The following is a 17,311-nucleotide window of genomic DNA, read 5'->3' on the forward strand; positions in this document are numbered from 1 at the left end:
AAGTCCCGTTTTGGCGGGACTTTTTTATTTCACTGTATTTTTTATTTATTTTGGACTTATGTCCCCCTATATATGAATCTATCCGAATATTTTGATCCCATTTCAGAGTCTTTTTTCAATGTATCTTATGCCAATAACGCATTTGTAAAATCCATTCAACTGCATCAGGAAATTTTCCCAGATTTGCGAGGGATACAGCTGGCACTCATTGGTTTGACTGAAAAAAGAGGTGTAGCAAAAGGTGACAGTATGGAGGCTGCTGTTTTCGAGATTCGGGAAAAGCTTTATGCGCTTAAAAAAGGGGATGGCCTATACAAAATTGCTGATTTAGGGAATCTAAAAAATGGTGCATCATATAAGGACACCATACAGTTGATCAAAGAAGTGGGCGCTTTTTTGATGAGTCAACAAATTCTACCCATATTTTTTGGGGGTTCTCATGACTTGGATTTTGGTCAGTATTTAGCATATGAAGCATTAGAAAAACTTATAAGTGTAGTTACTGTTGATGCCAAAATTGACATGGAGGATGAGGGAGCAATGGCTGATTGTCACTCCCAAAGCATTATTCTTCATCAGCCCAATTACCTCTTCAACTACAGTCATTTGGCCTATCAAAGTTTTTTGGTAGACAAAGAGTTGACGAATGCATTGGAAAAGTTAAACTTCGAACATTTGAGATTGGGATTGTTAAAAGGAAATTTCAAAGAAGTAGAACCTGTCATAAGAAATGCAGACATGTTAAGTATAGACGTGACTGCTATTCAGTCCTCTGATGCTCCTGGGGCGTATGATGCACAACCTTTTGGACTTTCAGGAGAAGATGCTTGTCAGTTATGTCGCTTTGCCGGGATGAATGAAAAACTTTCCTCCATAGGGATTTACGGATATCAGCCATATTATGATGATGCCCGCAATAAAACCGCTTCGGTTATCGCTACCATGATTTGGTATTTCATAGATGGTTTTTACGAACGTAGAGACTCCCTGAGCTTTGCAAGTTCGGACTATATAAAATATACCGTATCTTTGGATGATAATCCTGCATTTATAGTGTTCTATAAAAGTAAGCGCAGTGAAAAGTGGTGGATGGAAGTTCCATTCCACACAGAAAATAAATACGACAGGAATCACATTATCCCGTGTAGTTATTTGGATTATCAAACAGCTCAAAAGGGAGAAATTCCTGAGCGATGGATCAATGCCCAACTGAAACTATTTTGATGAAAGGGTATACCAAACAGCAATTAGCCCTTAGAAATGGCCAAGATAAACCAGAAATTTGGGTTGCATACAAAGGAATAATTTATGATGTGAGTATCTCACGCTTATGGAAAAATGGCAAACACTATGAGCATTGGGCAGGACAAGATTTGACGGAAGAATTGGAAGATGCACCACATACAGCAAATGTTTTTCTCAAATTTGAACCGATTGGACAGTTAATATGATATTGATTGCAGATAGTGGTGCCAGCAAAACTGATTGGAGACTGATTACAAAGGAGAAAGAAATCTCCCAGTTTCGAGGAATTGGCTTTAACCCTAATTATCAGACTTCTGAAGAAATGGCCCAAGAACTACAGGTGGATTTTTTAATGAATTTAAGTGAAGAAGTCGAAATCATTTATTACTACGGTGCTGGGTGTACTTCCCATAAAAATAGGCAGCAAGTGGAGGCTGCTTTGAGAAGTATTTTCAAAAGAGCAGCAATCGTTGTGGACCATGATTTGATGGCTGCTGCTCGCGCTACTTGTGGTAGCAGAGCTGGAATAGCCTGTATTCTAGGTACTGGATCTAACTCTTGTGATTATGATGGGGAATTGATTATAGCCAAAAGGCCGGCACCCGGATACATTTTGGGTGATGAGGGGGGAGGAGCCTATATTGGTAAGCGGTTTTTGGCAGATTTTATCCATGAAGAAATGCCAAAAAAAATCAGAGATTTGGTTTTGGAAAAGTTTCAATTGGATAATGCACAAATCATTGAACATGTGTATCAAAGGCCGTTTCCAGGAAGATACATGGCGAGTTTTTGTAGATTTATCACTGAACATAAGCATGAGCCTTATTGCTACATGCTCTATTATCAGGCTTTCGTGGAGTTTTTCAAAAAACATATCATGAAGTACGATGACTACAAAAAGAAGCCTGCTAATTTTGTGGGATCAATAGCATTTTATAACAGTGACATCTTACGAAGTGCTGCATATGACCACGATATACACGTGAATTTAATTTTGGAAGGACCCATTTCGGGCCTCGCCTTATATCATCAACAACTATTATGAATACAACTGAAAGTGCTTCCTACTATGATAATTTAGAGCAAATGGAGATTTCCGAATTGCTACAAAATATCAATCGTGAAGACCATAAAGTACCTATCGCAATAGAAAAAGCAATCCCATCTATCGAGCAATTGGTTGGACTGGTAGTTCCTAGGATGGAAAAAGGTGGTAGGCTATTTTATATCGGTGCAGGTACAAGTGGAAGGTTAGGAATACTGGATGCTTCTGAATGTCCTCCCACATATGGGGTCCCTCACGATTGGGTAGTTGGCATCATTGCCGGTGGAGATTCTGCGATTCGCAAAGCCGTGGAAAACGCAGAAGATGATTCCAAGCAAGCATGGCTGGATATTCAGTCTTTTGGCTTCAATCCCTATGATACGATTGTAGGAATAGCTGCTTCAGGTACCACACCCTATGTGATTGGAGGCGTACAGGAAGCAAGAAATGCGGGTTTATTGACCGCTTGCATTACCTGTAATTACCATACACCACTGGCCGCAGCAGTTGAGATTCCTATAGAAGTTGTGGTAGGACCAGAATTTGTAACAGGGAGTACTCGAATGAAAGCTGGAACTGCCCAGAAGCTCGTTTTGAATATGATTTCTACCACAGTGATGATCAAGCTAGGTAGGGTCAAAGGGAATAAAATGGTAGATATGCAGCTATCAAATGAGAAACTCGTGAAAAGAGGAACCAAAATGATCATGGAAGCTACTGGTTTGGACGAAGGCGTAGCCAAAGAAGCATTGCTGACACACGGTTCTGTAAGAGCAGCTGTCCAAGCATTTTACAACAAATTGAATTAATCCAAACATTTTATCTACCTTTGCAATCCCTTTGCCAGATATGCTTGTTATTGAGAGTGAAGGGGTTAAATTAATCCAGCAGAGATGCTGCATCTATATGAAAAGAGATAATAACAGAAGGCCATCAGGTGGTGGTCAGGGTAAAAGAGGCCCAAAAACAGAAAGCGGTAGCTATTCTAGAAAGAAGACTACAGATACACGTTTTCAAAAAGAGGATTCAGGATCCAAAAGACCTGACAGAGGAGACGAAAAGCCATTTTTTAAGACGAAAAACGAAGGACAAAGAGATTCCTATTCTAAATCACCTAAGAAAGAAAATTCAACATTCGGGAAGTTTTCCAAAGAGGACAAACCTTACGGAAAGTCAGGGGATAAAAAACCGTATGGTAAATCTTCAGACCGAAGAGGTGAAGAAAGCAAAAGCTATCATAAAAAGACGGATTCAAGAGCTTCTGATAAGCCTGATGACAAAAGGACATTTGGCAGAAGCGAAGGAAAAGGCTATCCTAAACCCAATGAGCGAAAAACCTCTTTTGACAAGCCTGCTTTTTCCAAAAATTCGGATGATGCCAAACCAGAAGGCAAAGCTGTTTATAGAGGAAGAGGAAAAGATGAGAAGCCAGTTTTCGACTGGGTACCAAAAGAAAGTGGTTCATCAGATCGTCCAAGAAAAAAAAAATTCAAAAATCCATTTGAAAAAGATGCTCCTGCTGAGAGGCCTGAATACAACTTTGAGCGCTTAGAAAAGAATCATAATAAGCAGAAAAACACAGATGCAATCCGCCTGAATAAGTATATCTCTAACTCCGGTATTTGTAGCAGAAGGGAAGCAGATGAGCTGATTACCAAAGGAGAGATTAAGGTGAATGGCCAAGTAGTGACTGAAATGGGTTATAAAGTAGCCTTAACAGATCGCGTTACTTACAATGGCAAAAGTATTAATCCCGAAAAACCTGTGTATTTGCTATTAAACAAGCCTAAGGATTTCATCACGACCACAGATGACCCAATGGAGCGTAAGACAGTGATGCACTTGGTAGCAAATGCCTGTGACGAGCGAATGTTTCCCGTAGGCAGACTCGATAGAAACACTACAGGGTTACTACTTTTCACCAATGATGGAGAATTAGCAGCTAAGCTTTCCCATCCTTCCAATCAGATCAAAAAGATCTATCAGGTAACCTTGGACAAACCTATCACCAAAGGTGACGAAGAAGCTATTTTGGCAGGTTTGATGTTGGAAGATGGAGAAGTGCAGGTAGATGATATGCAAGTGCTATCCAAGGACAGAACTATTTTAGGTTTGGAGATTCACGTTGGAAAAAATAGGATCGTCCGCAGAATATTTGCTCACTTGGGCTATGAGGTAGTCGCACTTGACCGGGTAATGTATGCCGGTTTGGACAAAAAAGATTTACCAAGAGGAAGGTATAGATTCCTTACAGAGAAAGAAGTCATTCGCTTAAAATTCTTCATATAATGAAAAAGGCTGTCTCCATTTAAAAGAGACAGCCTTTTTTTAGTTGGCTTTTACAATTTTATAGAATCCGTCATCCGAATAGATGTGAAAATAAATAGTAGATGTAGGGTTCATTTTTTAAATGGGTTTTCAATTAAACTAGAGTCGTAACCTCTGAGCGAACCCATCTTCTGATTTCAGGATTACCTCAATCTTAATTCTCGAATTAACCCCCTTTATTTTGTATCTCTTTAAAAATCCGGTACTTTCTTCTACTGTGTATTCATGGACCAATTTGTCATTTTTATACACATGAACAGTCATGTCTTTGGGTAATAAAGTATTTACTTTCAACCGAAATTGATTAAAGTCTACTTTTTCCAATTGAGAGAATACCACAGGTTGAGCACTTTTTGCCGTAACATTTGGTACCATGCGTACATTCAACTTGTCATCATCAGCTACAACCATAGGCGCACTGATAAATAAAGCACAAATAAGAAGAGCAATAGTTTTCATAATTGTATAAGTTTAGTTGGTTTGGAAATTTGCTGACGGGTGCACAATCCAAAGAATGTATACCTGAATAGTTGGTTATGGACTATCACTTACGGCTTAGATATTTTATGGTTTCATACTGATTATCAAACATTTCAATAGCATACATTAGATTTGTTTATGTAAAAAAAAGCCCCGAAATCAATCGAGGCCTTCATTAACATAGTAAACTTTCTTCACAAGATTATTTCACAGCAATCAATTCAGAGAATCCATCATCTGATTTTACCAAGAATTCAATCTTTGCTCTAGGGTTCAAACGCTGAATCTTGTAAAGCTTTTGGAATCCATGTGTATCCGCTAGACGCTCCTCATGTATCAGTTTGTCGTTTTCAAACACATATACTGACATATTGGAAGGAAGCAATGGGTTCACTAAAAGCTTGAATTGATTATAATCTGTACGCTCAACTTTAGAGAAAATTACAGGCTTAGAAACCTTTGGAGTAGTGTCTACCAATGTAGAGTTCACCAGTTCAGTACCTTCAAATACCTCTACTTTATATATTCCAGATGCCAATTTGGAGAAGTCATAGTATTTAGCAAATGCCTGCTTGGCATTGATGACATCTCTTTGAAGCATGACACGGTTTTCGTCATAGATTCTTACTACCAATGTGCTGCTAGCATTCTCACCGTACAATAACTGTAGTTTACCTTTTTCTATTTCTCTAAGAGAAACAGTACCTTTCTCACGGTCAATAGGACCATTTGCTGCGATACTCACCATACTAATCAGCATGGCAAATACCAATGAATACATTTTTTTCATTTTAATGATAGTTTAATAGGTTTAAGAAATTCTCTTTGAAAACATACCCCTCTACCCAGGATTGGGGCGGGTTATTTGGGATGATTCGTCGACTTTCACTTTGCGACAACGATACAAAGTTGGTACAAGTTTCAGTTAAATGCAAATATTTCAATAAAAATGTTTATTTGTTGCCGATATGACAAAAATATAATGTTATTATTGAAAAATAAAAAATACACATTCTCTTTTTCCGCAATCGGTTTCCTGAGAAAAGTTTTGCCAACTTGTAACACAAAAACCAAAGAAAATTTTTTTTCTCATGTTTATACTTGGTTTGTCTTTTTTATCTCAAAAATCAATTGATACATACTTCTTTGTTCATCAAAAAAACATGCCTGAGCGAACTTTCATCCAACTAGTGATTTGGAGAAAGGTCGTTCAGGCGCAGAAAATTATGCATGGACATTCTTTACGCTTTATCGCTACAGGTAGCAAAATGTGTATTGCTAAAAGCTTTTACTAAGAGCAGCAAGGGATTTGGAATTAAAGTCTCCAAGTAGTTCAAAAACCATATAGTCACCTTTTTCTCCACTTACCAATACCACCACATCTTTAATCTGCTTTGACCCTTTGGAGTAGAGTTGGACGGCGTTGGATTTTTGTCCTGCCTCCATTAGAAGCTCAAAATTCTCCCTTTCTAAAGATTTGGCAAGTGCCTTAAATTCACTGGCGGCTGCGGATGTAGGAAGTTTAAACATTTTTATCCGATCTATCGAATTCGATAAGATATCAGCCCCATCATCATTTAATTGGATATTGAGCCCTTTAGCCAAATTCATAAAGCTTCCTCCAAGGTCCAAGTGGAAAAACTCAGGGTTAGATTTATGCTTTTGGAACAATGCATCTACTGATTTGCTCTGAGCAAAGCCCTGACTTGCCAGTCCGCAAAAAAGAGCTATTAGGATAAGTTGTTTTTTCATAATAATTGGGTTTAGTCGTTTAAAATTTCTTTCAATTGAAATTGTAGCTTTTTGCTGTCTTTTGTATTTCGCTTGTATTTGAAATACAATAGCTCATATGTCTCTTTTCCTGTAGCTAAAAAATATAAATCATCTCCTTGGACATTTTCATTGGACAACATGTAGTATATCGTCTCTCCTTTGATTTGTTCAAAAACTGGATTGAAATCATTCCCCAATGACTGATTAAGCTTATCCAAAAGGAATTTTCCAGAAACCTCATTCTTTGAGAACGTAGCAGATTGCATATTATCAAATTTGTTGAAATCAATGATCAAGTTGGAGTTTTCTTTTTCACTAAACTCAATTTTGTATGAAACCTTCATTTGAGCATTTTTAAACCCTAAAAGTGAAGTTCCATCTTCCCAAGGCCAAAGTACACTGACCTCAACAGGAGTAGGAAGTTCATTATTGATCGCTTCATAAGGATTGTTTTGACCTTTGATAGCTGTTGTAAAAGCCATCAATGTGATGGAAAACAGTAAAATCACTTTATTTTTCATAGACTTGATTTTTATTTTCATTTTATTTCGAGATTATTTCCCTTTATACTTCTCCATGCCAGGAATACTTGTTTTGTCTGCCAAGATATTGAGATCTTGATACGTAAAACTTCCTAGCATACTGAGTAAGGTGAAACTTTCTCTCGAACCTGAGATCATCAACAATTCTCGGACTCTTCCATTTTCCTCTCGCACCATGAATTTTACACTGGAATCTTTTTCTTGGATATCCATAAGGTCCTCATACTTGTTTTTTGTCAGGGTGCTCATCGCTTCTTGGTAAAATGTTTTCCCATTGACCTTATCAGCAGATAAGATCCGGATACCACGGATTTTAGAGATCAACTCCCCAAGGTCTTTCGCTTCTTGGTCAGAAACTTTTTCAGACTTCAAAAACCCACCTGCCATTTGCATCATTTTAGGGCTGATGTACACTCTGGAAAATCGATCATCTTCCATGTATTTGGAAAAGAACTTGACGATTGCATCATCTTGCGCCTGCGCTGATCCTATAAGGAAAAGGCAGAAAATGGTAAAGAAATATTTTTTCATACGTTTCATTGTTCAATGTCAAACAAATTAATTGGAGTCTGTAAATGGCGCAGTTCGCGCAAAACCTCCATGCTTTCACTTCCTTTTTGCATATTTTCTTGGATGAGAGATAAAGCGGCCACTACCTGCTCGTAGGCCTCTTGTTTGGCTTTTTGTTGCTGATGTTGAAAAACTACAAAAGCGATACTTACGAATAAGGCTAAACTTGCAGCATAACCCAGCCAAGTTCTTTTCCAAAAAGGTAAGGTTACTATAGGCTTTACAGGTTCTTTTCCTTCCAATTGAGATAACTCAGAGATTCCCAGGAAAAACTCCTTGGCTGACTCATAACCTTGTACCTCGCTCAATAGAAATCTCAGTTCTTTTTCTTCTTCTAAAGTGCTTTCCCCCTCCCAATATTTTTCCAATAAATTATCTATGTGCTCTTTCATTTCTTTCCAATTAAATAGACTTTCAACTGCTGTCGTGCTCTGAATAAATTGACCTTTACCTGGTCTAAACTTATTTCCAAGTAACTGGCTATTTCCTCATACGCCAATCCCTCTACTTCCCGGAGGTGGAATACTTCCCGTTGCTTTTCCGGAAGTTTTTCCAAAAACCTCAAAACCTGCTGCATTCTATCGACACTTTCTTCTTCATCGGTTTTAGTCGCATCCGCTAGGTCCAAATCTCCCAAAGGATCAATTTTCCTTGTGGAGCGAAAATGCTGCAAGCTTTCATTCTTTAAGGCCTTAACCATCCATGCTGTGGGGTTATCCATACTTTCTAAGTCATTTTTCCTGACCCAAGCTTTTTCGAAAACTTGCTGCAACACATCGTTTGCAACCTCTCGGTCCTTGACCCAGAGATATGCCATTCGATAGAGCTTGCTCTTTAAAGGCCAGATATGTGTTTCAAAAAATGACTTCATTCGGGTAGATGATGCATGGGAAGCAGAAATGTTACAGAAAAATGCGAAAAAATCTCCAACTTAGAATGAATTTAAATTAAAAAGAAAAAATAGTATGCAAGCAGACTATTTTGTATTTTGCGAGGGTTAATTGCAATAGAAATGAAGATTAGTAAAGAAGAAAATACTAAAGGTCTAGAAATAAAAAAAGTCCCGAATTGCTTCGGGACTCGTGGTGATGAGTGGACTCGAACCACCGACTCACGGATTTTCAGTCCGATGCTCTACCAGCTGAGCTACATCACCGTCTGATAAAGTGATGCAAAGGTAGGAATAAGAAGTTTTCTTGCAAATCATTTCAATAAAAAATTTACTATAAACCCATTCAAAAAACGCTAAAACAAACAATATGAGTATTTTACCTCAACTCCTTTTTGTCCTGATTTTGGGTGCAGCTGGGTACATTTTGTATAAACGTGTATCATTTCTGCGCCGAAACATCTTCTTGGGTAAAAAAGAAACCCGAAATGATCAGTCGGACAAGCGATGGAAAACCATGTTACTCGTCGCTTTTGGACAGCAAAAAATGTTCAAGCGATTTGTGCCTGCTTTCCTTCACCTTTTGATTTATGTTGCCTTTGCGGTGATAAATCTTGAAGTGCTTGAATTCATCATCGATGGTCTAACTGGTTCTCATAGAATATTTGCTCCTTTCTTAGGGGCTGCCTACGGAGTTGCCATGAATGTCTTTGAATTTTTGGCAATCGCTGTATTGGTTTCTTGTGTGGCTTTCTTGATCCGTCGAAACGTGATGAAAGTAGAGCGCTTCACCAAACCAGAAATGAAAGGCTGGCCGGCCATGGATGCCAACTTAATTTTGGTGATTGAGATCATCTTAATGTTTGCCATCCTGACCATGAATGCTACCGATCAATTGCTAGCTGAGCGTGGAGTAGAAAAATATACCTTATTAAATGGCTTGGTATTTAGTAGCCTGATTCAGCCACTATTTGCCAATATGAGTGACGCAGCCCTGATTGCAATCGAACGTTTTGCTTGGTGGTTTCACATCGTAGGTATTTTGGGTTTTGCGATTTATGTGACTTATTCCAAGCATTTACATATCTTCCTTGCTTTTCCAAATACTTGGTACTCCAACCTGAAGCCAAAAGGTGAAATGCAAAATATGGATGAGGTTACCAATGAGGTGAATATGATGCTGGGAATCGCGAGCGAAGCAAGCGCTGAGCCGCCTGCTGAAATCGGAAGATTCGGTGCTAAGGATATCAACGATCTGAGCTGGGTCAATGTGATGAATGCTTATAGCTGTACCGAGTGTGGTCGCTGTACCTCTGAATGTCCAGCCAATCTCACCGGTAAAAAACTTTCCCCTCGCAAGATCATGATGGATGTCAGAGATCGTGCGGATGAAGTGGGTAAGAGTATAGATGCAGGAGGTCCTGGCTTGGAAGATGGAAAATCCTTATTGGGAGATTACATTACCAAAGAGGAGATCAATGCATGTACTTCCTGCAATGCCTGCGTGGAAGCCTGTCCTGTCAATATCGACCCATTATCTATCATTCTTCAAATGAGAAGGTATGTGGCCATGGAAGAATCAGGTACTCCTGCTCAGTGGAATGCCATGTTCCAAAATATGGAAACCTCCTTCTCTCCATGGAAATTTGCTCCAACCGATCGGTTCAACTGGGCAGATCAAGTGAAAAGTGAAGAAGTTAAATAGATGCGAAAGTTTAGAAGCGAGAGATTAGAAAGTGTATTCTAATTTCTTGTTTCTCGTCTTTGTTGTCTCGCTTCTCATCCCTGCTTGTAGCAGGCAAGTCTAAACTCTAAAAGTCTAAATAATGTCAACATATAAAGTTCCAACTATGGCCGAGATGGCCGCTTCTGGAGAAAGTCCTGAAATCTTGTTTTGGGTAGGATGTGCCGGTTCTTTTGATGATCGATACAAAGCCGTTACTCAGGCGTTTGTCAAAATATTAAATAAAGTAGGCGTGAGCTTCGCCGTACTTGGGCCTGAAGAAGCTTGTACGGGAGATCCTGCAAGAAGGGCTGGAAATGAATTTCTATTCCAAATGCAAGCTGTTGCCAATATTCAGGTAATGAATGGCTATGAGGTAAAAAAGGTAGTAACTGCCTGTCCCCACTGCTTCAATACCATTAAAAACGAATATCCTGCTCTAGGTGGTACCTATGATGTCATCCACCATTCCCAATTTTTACAGGAATTGATCAACAAAGGGAAAGTTGTTTTGCAAGGTGGGGGCGAATTTAAAGGTAAGAAAATCACCTTCCACGATTCCTGCTACTTGGGCCGTGCCAATGATGTCTATGAAGCACCAAGAGATGTAATAAAAGCCTTGGATGTAGAGCTCGTAGAAATGAAGCGTTGCCGTACCAAAGGTTTGTGTTGTGGCGCTGGTGGTGCACAGATGTTTAAGGAGCCCGAAAATGGCAAAAAAGACATCAACATCGAGCGTACAGAAGAGGCATTAGCGACAGGTGCATCAGCGATTGCTGTGGGTTGTCCATTTTGCTTGACCATGATGACTGATGGTGTGAAAAATAAAGAGCGCGAACACGATGTTAAGGTCTACGATTTGGCAGAAATGATCGCCAAGGATATGGGGATTTAATCTTCTACAGTAGGTTTAAACCCGGCAGATTTTCAAAACCTGCCGGGTTTTTTTATCTCTGATCAAGGTGTTTGCCCTTATTCTGTTACATGATTTGGTTAAATTTACCCTTATTCTATTACACATAAATCAAATATTTACCCTTATTTTGTTACATAAAAGTAAAAAAAATACCCTTACTTTGTGACAAATAATTCAATTAATGGGGTTTAATAGACAGATATTCAATAAATTGCTAGAATGGAAACTTTCTTCCAATAGAAAGCCATTGTTACTAAGAGGAGCAAGACAGGTGGGTAAAACTACTTTGGTCAAAAGTTTTGCTGCTAGATACCCTCATTTTATATCTTTAAACCTTGAAAAACCATCGGACAAATCTTTTTTTGAAGATTTTAATCAAGTACAGGATATAGTAGAATCTATTTTTTTGGCTCAAAACCTGTCTATAGGTGCGCTACCTAACACCCTTCTTTTTCTAGATGAAATCCAAGAGTCACCGAAGGCCATTCATTTATTGCGCTATTTTTATGAGGAGTTTCCTGATTTACATGTGATAGCAGCTGGCTCTTTGTTAGAATTTGTAATCAAGCAAGTTTCCAGTTTTCCTGTTGGTAGAGTCCAATTTTTATACCTGCATCCTTTGAATTTTCAGGAGTATTTGGAAGCCACGGGCCAAGAAGCAATGGTAGAACAGCTGAAAACCAGTCCAGTCAAACCAATCGCTCATAAATTATTGATGGAGTTGTTTCATCGATATGCGATTATTGGAGGCATGCCCGAAGTAGTGAAAATAGATATTGAAAAGAAAAGCCTATCTGATTTGATTGCAGTCTATGAAAGTATCTGGGGAACTTATAAAAATGATGTGGAAAAATATGCATCTAACGATTCAGAAGTTAGAGTTATCAAGCATATCATGAATACTGCTCCTCTATCTCTTGATAAACGAGTTAAATTTCAAGGCTTTGGAAACTCCAATTATAAATCTCGGGAGGTTGGGGAATGCTTTAGAATGTTGGATGATGCAAAAATCATCCGATTGATTTATCCCACTACAGACTTGATACCCCCAGTACAGTCAGATGTAAAAAAATCTCCAAGACTTCAATTCTTAGACACGGGTTTAGTCAATTATTCTTTAGGAATTCAAGGGCAACTATTGAAAATGGAGGAATTAAGTGCTGCATTCAAGGGTGCGCTGATACCGCACTTGGTTACGCAAGAAATAATTTCCATACAGGATTTAACAGACCAAAAACCTAATTTTTGGACACGTGAGAAAAATCAATCTAGTGCAGAGGTAGATTTGGTGTATCCTTATGAGGGCAAATTAATTCCTATCGAAATCAAATCAGGTGCAACAGGCTCTCTGAGATCATTGCATCAATTCGTAGATGCAGCAAACCACAGCTATGCGATTCGGATATATGCAGGAAAATTGGACGTGGAAGAAACAAAAACTCCCGCAGGTAAATCCTACAAACTACTCAATTTGCCCTACTACCTAGGAACTCAGATTGAACAGTATGTTGCTTGGTTTTTAAAAAATCACTAGAGACCCACGATGGTATCAAAACTGTCGGTATCTGTGTCTGCTTCTGTGTTGAAGAATAAAATCCTGCTTTTGCTTGAGATCCCTAGGTTGCTTTTCAACTCCTTATAAATAGGATCTTCTATTAAGGCGAGCAAGCCTGCCAAACCAGCAGCTCCAGATTCTCCAGCAATGATTCGAGGGTCAGTTTCAGAGGGATGATAAAGTAGTCTCATTGCTTGTTGGGCATACACATCAGGAATGCATAGGCAGGCATCTGCCCCGGACTGAATGATTTTCCAAGCACTCAAGGATGGCAATCCACAGTTGAGGCCAGCCATGATCGTTTCAAAGGAGCAATCAGGTCGGATTCTTTTTCCTGCATGAAAAGAAGCCCATAAGCCATTGGCTTCCAATGGTTCTACCAACACAATTTTTGGCTTCCTTATCCCGTAGCGGCTGAGATAGTAATAAATGCCGGATGCTGCCCAGCTTCCTACCCCTGCCTGTAAAAACACATAGTCTATCGAAGCATCAGGTAATGGATGAATGCTATCTTCCAGTTCTTTGAAGTGGGTTAGATAACCTGCCATGATGTAAGCGGGGATTTCCTCGTATCCTTCCCAAGCTGTATCCTGGACCAAGGTCCAGTGATTTTCCTGACTAAGCTTTTCTGCTTCTACACAGGCATCGTCATAAGTGCCGTTGATTTGAATGACTGTAGCTCCTTCTGCTTCGATCGCTTGTATGCGCTTAGGGGTGGTATCTTTTGGGAAAAGAATGACGGATTCCTTACCAGCAATTATTGCAGCCCAAGCTACCGCTCTCCCATGATTCCCATCTGTAGCTGTACAAAAAGTTTGAATACGTGGATTTGCCTGTAAGATTTTATGGATAGCAAAAGAAGCACCCAGGGCTTTAAATGCTTTCAAACCAAACCGTTGTCCTTCATCTTTGATAAAGATTTGCCCAACCCCCATCTTTTTTGCCAAATATGGTAAGGCTAGCATTGGAGTAGCTGCATACATAGGCAAGCTTTGGTGATAACCGAAAGCCTCATGCTCTCGAAGGATTTTTGTTGTTGTGGATTCGGGTATTTGGTTGCTTGGCTGATTGATAAAGAAAGGAATCATGGGATTTTTACTTATGATGTTTACGGGCTACGCTCTTAGACGCAGAAACAAGATTAAAATAATTTTTGGATATAAACACAGATAAAAAATCAAGATACTTACAGATTTACACAGGTTGTTTGCTGACGCAAAGTTTCTCTTCACCTTCATTTTTTTCAAAAAAGAGTTCACGGAACGGCGCCAAGAATGAACGCAGCGGACGCAACAGTTGACTTAAATTATAAAAAGATAGCGTTTTCTTTACTCTAAACGAAACCGTTGCCAAGCGTCTGTTGACTGTGGACTTTTCAAACCAAGAACTATTTTCCCCAAAATCAGCTTATTTTAGCAAATTATTACACTATTACTATGTATTTGGAATTTGAACAGATGCCTAAACACGCTCGGGTATGGGTATATCAGGCAGATAGAAAGTTTACACCTGAGGAATCAGCTTGGATTTCGAGTCGTTTGGAGTCTTTTTGTGCCCAGTGGAATACTCATGGTGCGATGATGCCTACTTCTTTTGAAATTTTCTTTGATCAAGTTATAGTCATGAGTGTGGATGAGAGTAGGCTAGGAGCAAGTGGTTGTTCGATAGATAGCTCAGTTCGTACCTTGAAAGAAATAGAAGATAGATTTGGAGTCAATCTATTGGATCAAGGAAAAGTTTCTTATCAGGTTGGTGCAGATAATCTCGCGGTTACTTCAGCGTTTCAAATAAAAAGTCACATTCAGGAAGGAATGCTAACTTCTGAAACCCTTATCTTGAATCCGCTCGTTAAAACAAAGGAAGATTTGGGTAAGCAATGGTTGATTAGAGCAAAAGATAGTTGGCTAAACAAATACTTCTCGAATTAATTATAAATTATGTTTTATATTTAGTCCTGCGAAAAATCTCAAGCAATCAATGAAGGCAATAAACCTGTTTTACAGTCTGCTACTGTTTTTGGTAGTTTCATCCTGCACCTCTGTCATGCAAAAAGGATTGAATCAGTATTCGGCAGGTGAATATCAAGTAGCCTTAAATACCTATACTAAGGTTTTGGAAAAAGACCCTGACAATGCCGCAGCTAATCTATACGTAGCAGAAAGTTATCGTCTTTCCAACCGCATCGAACAAGCGATTCCTTACTATGAAAAGCTAGTTGAACAGGAAGAGTCTTTTGATAATTTGTATAAGCTTGGGAGAGCTAGAAAAAGTGTAGGTGACTATGAAGGTGCACGTGAAGCGTTTGAAAAAGCTCGGGATTTGACCTTAGATGATAATCATCAAAAGTTATTGGCACTAGATCTAAAAAACCTTGACGAGATTGAGGCCATAGAGGATTATTACCCTTACATAGAATTAGAAAATTACAGACTGCTCAATACCCCACAGGCTGACTATGCCCCATTTGTCAATAGTGGCTTTTTGTATTTCACTTCTGGAAGGCAAAGTTCAGCAGTTTATAAAGGTACTGGCACACCTTACCACAAATTATTCAGGACTCGCATCGAAGGCACTCGAGTAGATGTACAAAATGTACAGGCTTTACCGGAGTTTAGAAATGAAGAAGGTCTGAATCAAGCGGCGTTGACTATGACTCCTGATGGTAACACCATTGTATACGCAAGAGGCAATTCAACTTCGAATAAAGACCTTCCAGAGGTTCAACTATTTGCATCGTATTTCAGAGGAGGAGGTTTTACACAGCCCATTTGGATGCCGGTGAATGAGGATGAGTTTTGGCACAATACCACACCCATGATTAGTCCAGACGGCTCTGAACTTTATTTTGCATCCAATAGACCTGATGGGCAAGGAGGATTAGATTTGTATGTAGCTACTCGATTGGCGAATGGTGATTTTGGAAATGCCAAGAATCTAGGCCCTCAGATCAATACTCCTGGAAATGAAATGTTCCCATACCTAGCTCCTGATGGAAAATTATTTTTTGCTTCGGATGGCCATCCAGGGTTTGGAAAATTGGATTTATTTGTAGCGGAGCGAACGGATAAAGGCTGGGATGTGAAGAATTTGGGCTCAAACATTAACACAATAAAAGATGACTTTGGAATCTTTTTCACCAAGTATCCTACCGAAGGCTTCTTAAGTTCGGATAGAGATGGAGGTCTTGGAGATGATGATATTTATGTGTTTGAAGACAAAACTCCGAAACCAAAAATTGTCAATGTCTTGCTCAATGTCACGACACTTGAAAATAAAGATGATGGAACAACCGCTACCTTGCCACAAGCAAGAGTTGTGTTGTATGACGCTGCCAATAAAAACCTGGGCGGAGATTTCTCCAACCAAAATGGCCGACTGAGATTTACACTGGCTCCAGATGCTAACTTTACCATCATAGCGAGTAAGTCTGGCTATTTCTCTAAGAGTATTACCTACGATACCCGAGGAAAAACTCCACGACCAGAAGATTTGATTCAAGAGGTAACCAATATCACCTTGGATACTACGATTGTGTTAGACCCATTGATCTTGGAGCGTTCGATTGTATTGGAAAATATCTATTATGATTTGGATAGGGCAGAAATCAGACCTGATGCAGCACTTGAATTGGATAAACTGGTGCAGATCTTAAAAGATAATCCTGCGATTCGAATTGAATTGAGTTCGCATACAGATGATCGTGCTAGCGATGCTTATAATAACAGTCTATCTCAACGAAGAGCAGAATCTGCGGTGGCTTACCTAGTATCCAAAGGTATTGATGCAGATAGGTTGGTAGCCAAAGGTTATGGTAAACAGCAATTGATCATACCAAATGCTCGTACAGAAGAAGAGCATCAGGTCAACCGTAGAACAGAGTTTAAAGTAATTGAGATCAAGCAATAGTTTATTAAAAAATCAGACAAAGGGGTATTTACGAGAGTAAATGCCCTTTTTTTATGGGCACAAAGGTAAGAAGACGTAAAGGTGGAGTCACGCAAAGGTGCAAAGCCGCCAAGAAGAAAGATAATAATAGAGGTGCATTAGCAAGCTGAATCTTAACATGGAGTGCAATTTACTTGCCATACTATTAGATTTTTGGCAAAATAAAATGCTTCAAAAAGCTTGATTTATAGAACAAAAAATCCTGATAATGTGCAATTAAAATTATTTCTGGAATGGCCTTAATTTTTTAACAAATTTTAAAACTTTAATTTTTGGGTTTCCGTGAAATGCAGTATTAAC

The 17,311-nt window shown here is 39.1% G+C and carries 18 protein-coding genes and 1 tRNA gene; 10 read left to right on the plus strand and 9 right to left on the minus strand.

The window, feature by feature from the left end; all coding sequences use genetic code 11:
• Positions 1-72 precede the first annotated feature (72 nt).
• The 5 genes from IE080_RS10335 to IE080_RS10355 all read left to right on the plus strand — a co-directional run bounded on the left by IE080_RS10335 (position 73) and on the right by IE080_RS10355 (position 4,579).
• Entirely contained in the window at positions 73-1,224 is a 1,152-nt protein-coding gene (locus IE080_RS10335) for a formimidoylglutamase (RefSeq protein WP_189581737.1), read from the plus strand.
• A complete protein-coding gene (locus tag IE080_RS10340) occupies positions 1,224-1,451 on the plus strand; it encodes a cytochrome b5 domain-containing protein (protein ID WP_189581740.1) in 228 nt (75 codons plus the stop codon). Before IE080_RS10335 ends, IE080_RS10340 begins: the two co-directional genes overlap by 1 nt.
• On the plus strand, positions 1,448-2,290 hold the full coding sequence (locus IE080_RS10345; protein ID WP_189581743.1) for an N-acetylglucosamine kinase: 843 nt from the start codon (positions 1,448-1,450) through the stop codon (positions 2,288-2,290). Before IE080_RS10340 ends, IE080_RS10345 begins: the two co-directional genes overlap by 4 nt.
• The gene (murQ, locus tag IE080_RS10350) at positions 2,287-3,099 is read left to right on the plus strand and encodes an N-acetylmuramic acid 6-phosphate etherase (RefSeq protein ID WP_189581745.1); all 813 of its coding nucleotides are present in this window, start codon (positions 2,287-2,289) and stop codon (positions 3,097-3,099) included. Before IE080_RS10345 ends, murQ begins: the two co-directional genes overlap by 4 nt.
• 97 nt (positions 3,100-3,196) lie before the next feature.
• Complete coding sequence (locus IE080_RS10355; RefSeq protein ID WP_189581747.1) at positions 3,197-4,579, plus strand: pseudouridine synthase; 1,383 nt, start codon at positions 3,197-3,199, stop codon at positions 4,577-4,579.
• Between the two features lie 138 nt (positions 4,580-4,717).
• Here IE080_RS10355 and IE080_RS10360 read toward each other — a convergent pair whose 3' ends face one another.
• The 8 genes from IE080_RS10360 to IE080_RS10395 form a co-directional block, all read right to left on the minus strand.
• A complete protein-coding gene (locus IE080_RS10360; protein WP_189581749.1) occupies positions 4,718-5,077 on the minus strand; it encodes a hypothetical protein in 360 nt (119 codons plus the stop codon).
• A gap of 223 nt (positions 5,078-5,300) precedes the next feature.
• On the minus strand, positions 5,301-5,888 hold the full coding sequence (locus IE080_RS10365; protein WP_189581751.1) for a hypothetical protein: 588 nt from the start codon (positions 5,886-5,888) through the stop codon (positions 5,301-5,303).
• A 488-nt stretch (positions 5,889-6,376) separates the two neighbouring features.
• Positions 6,377-6,850 carry a DUF4252 domain-containing protein gene (locus IE080_RS10370; protein ID WP_189581753.1) on the minus strand — a complete coding sequence of 158 codons (474 nt, stop codon included), beginning with the start codon at positions 6,848-6,850 and terminating at the stop codon, positions 6,377-6,379.
• 11 nt (positions 6,851-6,861) lie between these two features.
• On the minus strand, positions 6,862-7,392 hold the full coding sequence (locus IE080_RS10375; protein ID WP_189581755.1) for a hypothetical protein: 531 nt from the start codon (positions 7,390-7,392) through the stop codon (positions 6,862-6,864).
• A 33-nt stretch (positions 7,393-7,425) separates the two neighbouring features.
• Positions 7,426-7,944, minus strand: a complete 519-nt coding sequence (locus IE080_RS10380; RefSeq protein WP_189581757.1) for a DUF4252 domain-containing protein — start codon at positions 7,942-7,944, stop codon at positions 7,426-7,428.
• A gap of 5 nt (positions 7,945-7,949) precedes the next feature.
• Complete coding sequence (locus tag IE080_RS10385; RefSeq protein ID WP_189581760.1) at positions 7,950-8,375, minus strand: PG0215 family putative anti-sigma factor; 426 nt, start codon at positions 8,373-8,375, stop codon at positions 7,950-7,952.
• Positions 8,372-8,800, minus strand: a complete 429-nt coding sequence (locus tag IE080_RS10390; protein ID WP_373295125.1) for a GFO_1088 family ECF-type sigma factor — start codon at positions 8,798-8,800, stop codon at positions 8,372-8,374. Before IE080_RS10390 ends, IE080_RS10385 begins: the two co-directional genes overlap by 4 nt.
• Before the next feature lie 266 nt (positions 8,801-9,066).
• A tRNA-Phe gene (locus tag IE080_RS10395) sits at positions 9,067-9,139 on the minus strand.
• A 103-nt stretch (positions 9,140-9,242) separates the two neighbouring features.
• Between IE080_RS10395 and IE080_RS10400 the strand changes: the two genes are divergently transcribed.
• The 3 genes from IE080_RS10400 to IE080_RS10410 all read left to right on the plus strand — a co-directional run bounded on the left by IE080_RS10400 (position 9,243) and on the right by IE080_RS10410 (position 13,045).
• Positions 9,243-10,577, plus strand: coding sequence for a 4Fe-4S dicluster domain-containing protein (locus IE080_RS10400; RefSeq protein WP_189581766.1), 1,335 nt, complete (start codon positions 9,243-9,245; stop codon positions 10,575-10,577).
• Positions 10,578-10,698: 121 nt separating this feature from the next.
• On the plus strand, positions 10,699-11,490 hold the full coding sequence (locus tag IE080_RS10405) for a (Fe-S)-binding protein (protein WP_189581769.1): 792 nt from the start codon (positions 10,699-10,701) through the stop codon (positions 11,488-11,490).
• Positions 11,491-11,692: 202 nt separating this feature from the next.
• Positions 11,693-13,045 (plus strand): ATP-binding protein, encoded by a 1,353-nt coding sequence (locus IE080_RS10410; protein ID WP_189581772.1) that lies wholly within the window; start codon positions 11,693-11,695, stop codon positions 13,043-13,045.
• Here the strand turns inward: IE080_RS10410 and IE080_RS10415 are convergent.
• Positions 13,042-14,154 (minus strand): diaminopropionate ammonia-lyase, encoded by a 1,113-nt coding sequence (locus IE080_RS10415; protein ID WP_189581775.1) that lies wholly within the window; start codon positions 14,152-14,154, stop codon positions 13,042-13,044. The genes IE080_RS10410 and IE080_RS10415 overlap by 4 nt on opposite strands.
• Positions 14,155-14,502: 348 nt before the next feature.
• Here IE080_RS10415 and IE080_RS10420 point away from each other — a divergent pair, with 348 nt between their 5' ends.
• Together IE080_RS10420 and IE080_RS10425 are read left to right on the plus strand one after the other, a co-directional pair.
• A complete protein-coding gene (locus IE080_RS10420) occupies positions 14,503-14,994 on the plus strand; it encodes a hypothetical protein (protein WP_189581778.1) in 492 nt (163 codons plus the stop codon).
• A 49-nt stretch (positions 14,995-15,043) separates the two neighbouring features.
• Positions 15,044-16,972 carry a CHU_0125 family OmpA-like outer membrane integrity protein gene (locus IE080_RS10425; RefSeq protein ID WP_189581781.1) on the plus strand — a complete coding sequence of 643 codons (1,929 nt, stop codon included), beginning with the start codon at positions 15,044-15,046 and terminating at the stop codon, positions 16,970-16,972.
• Positions 16,973-17,311 lie beyond the last annotated feature (339 nt).

Origin of the sequence: Mongoliitalea lutea (genome assembly GCF_014652135.1) — a bacterium.
Taxonomy (GTDB): domain Bacteria; phylum Bacteroidota; class Bacteroidia; order Cytophagales; family Cyclobacteriaceae; genus Mongoliitalea; species Mongoliitalea lutea.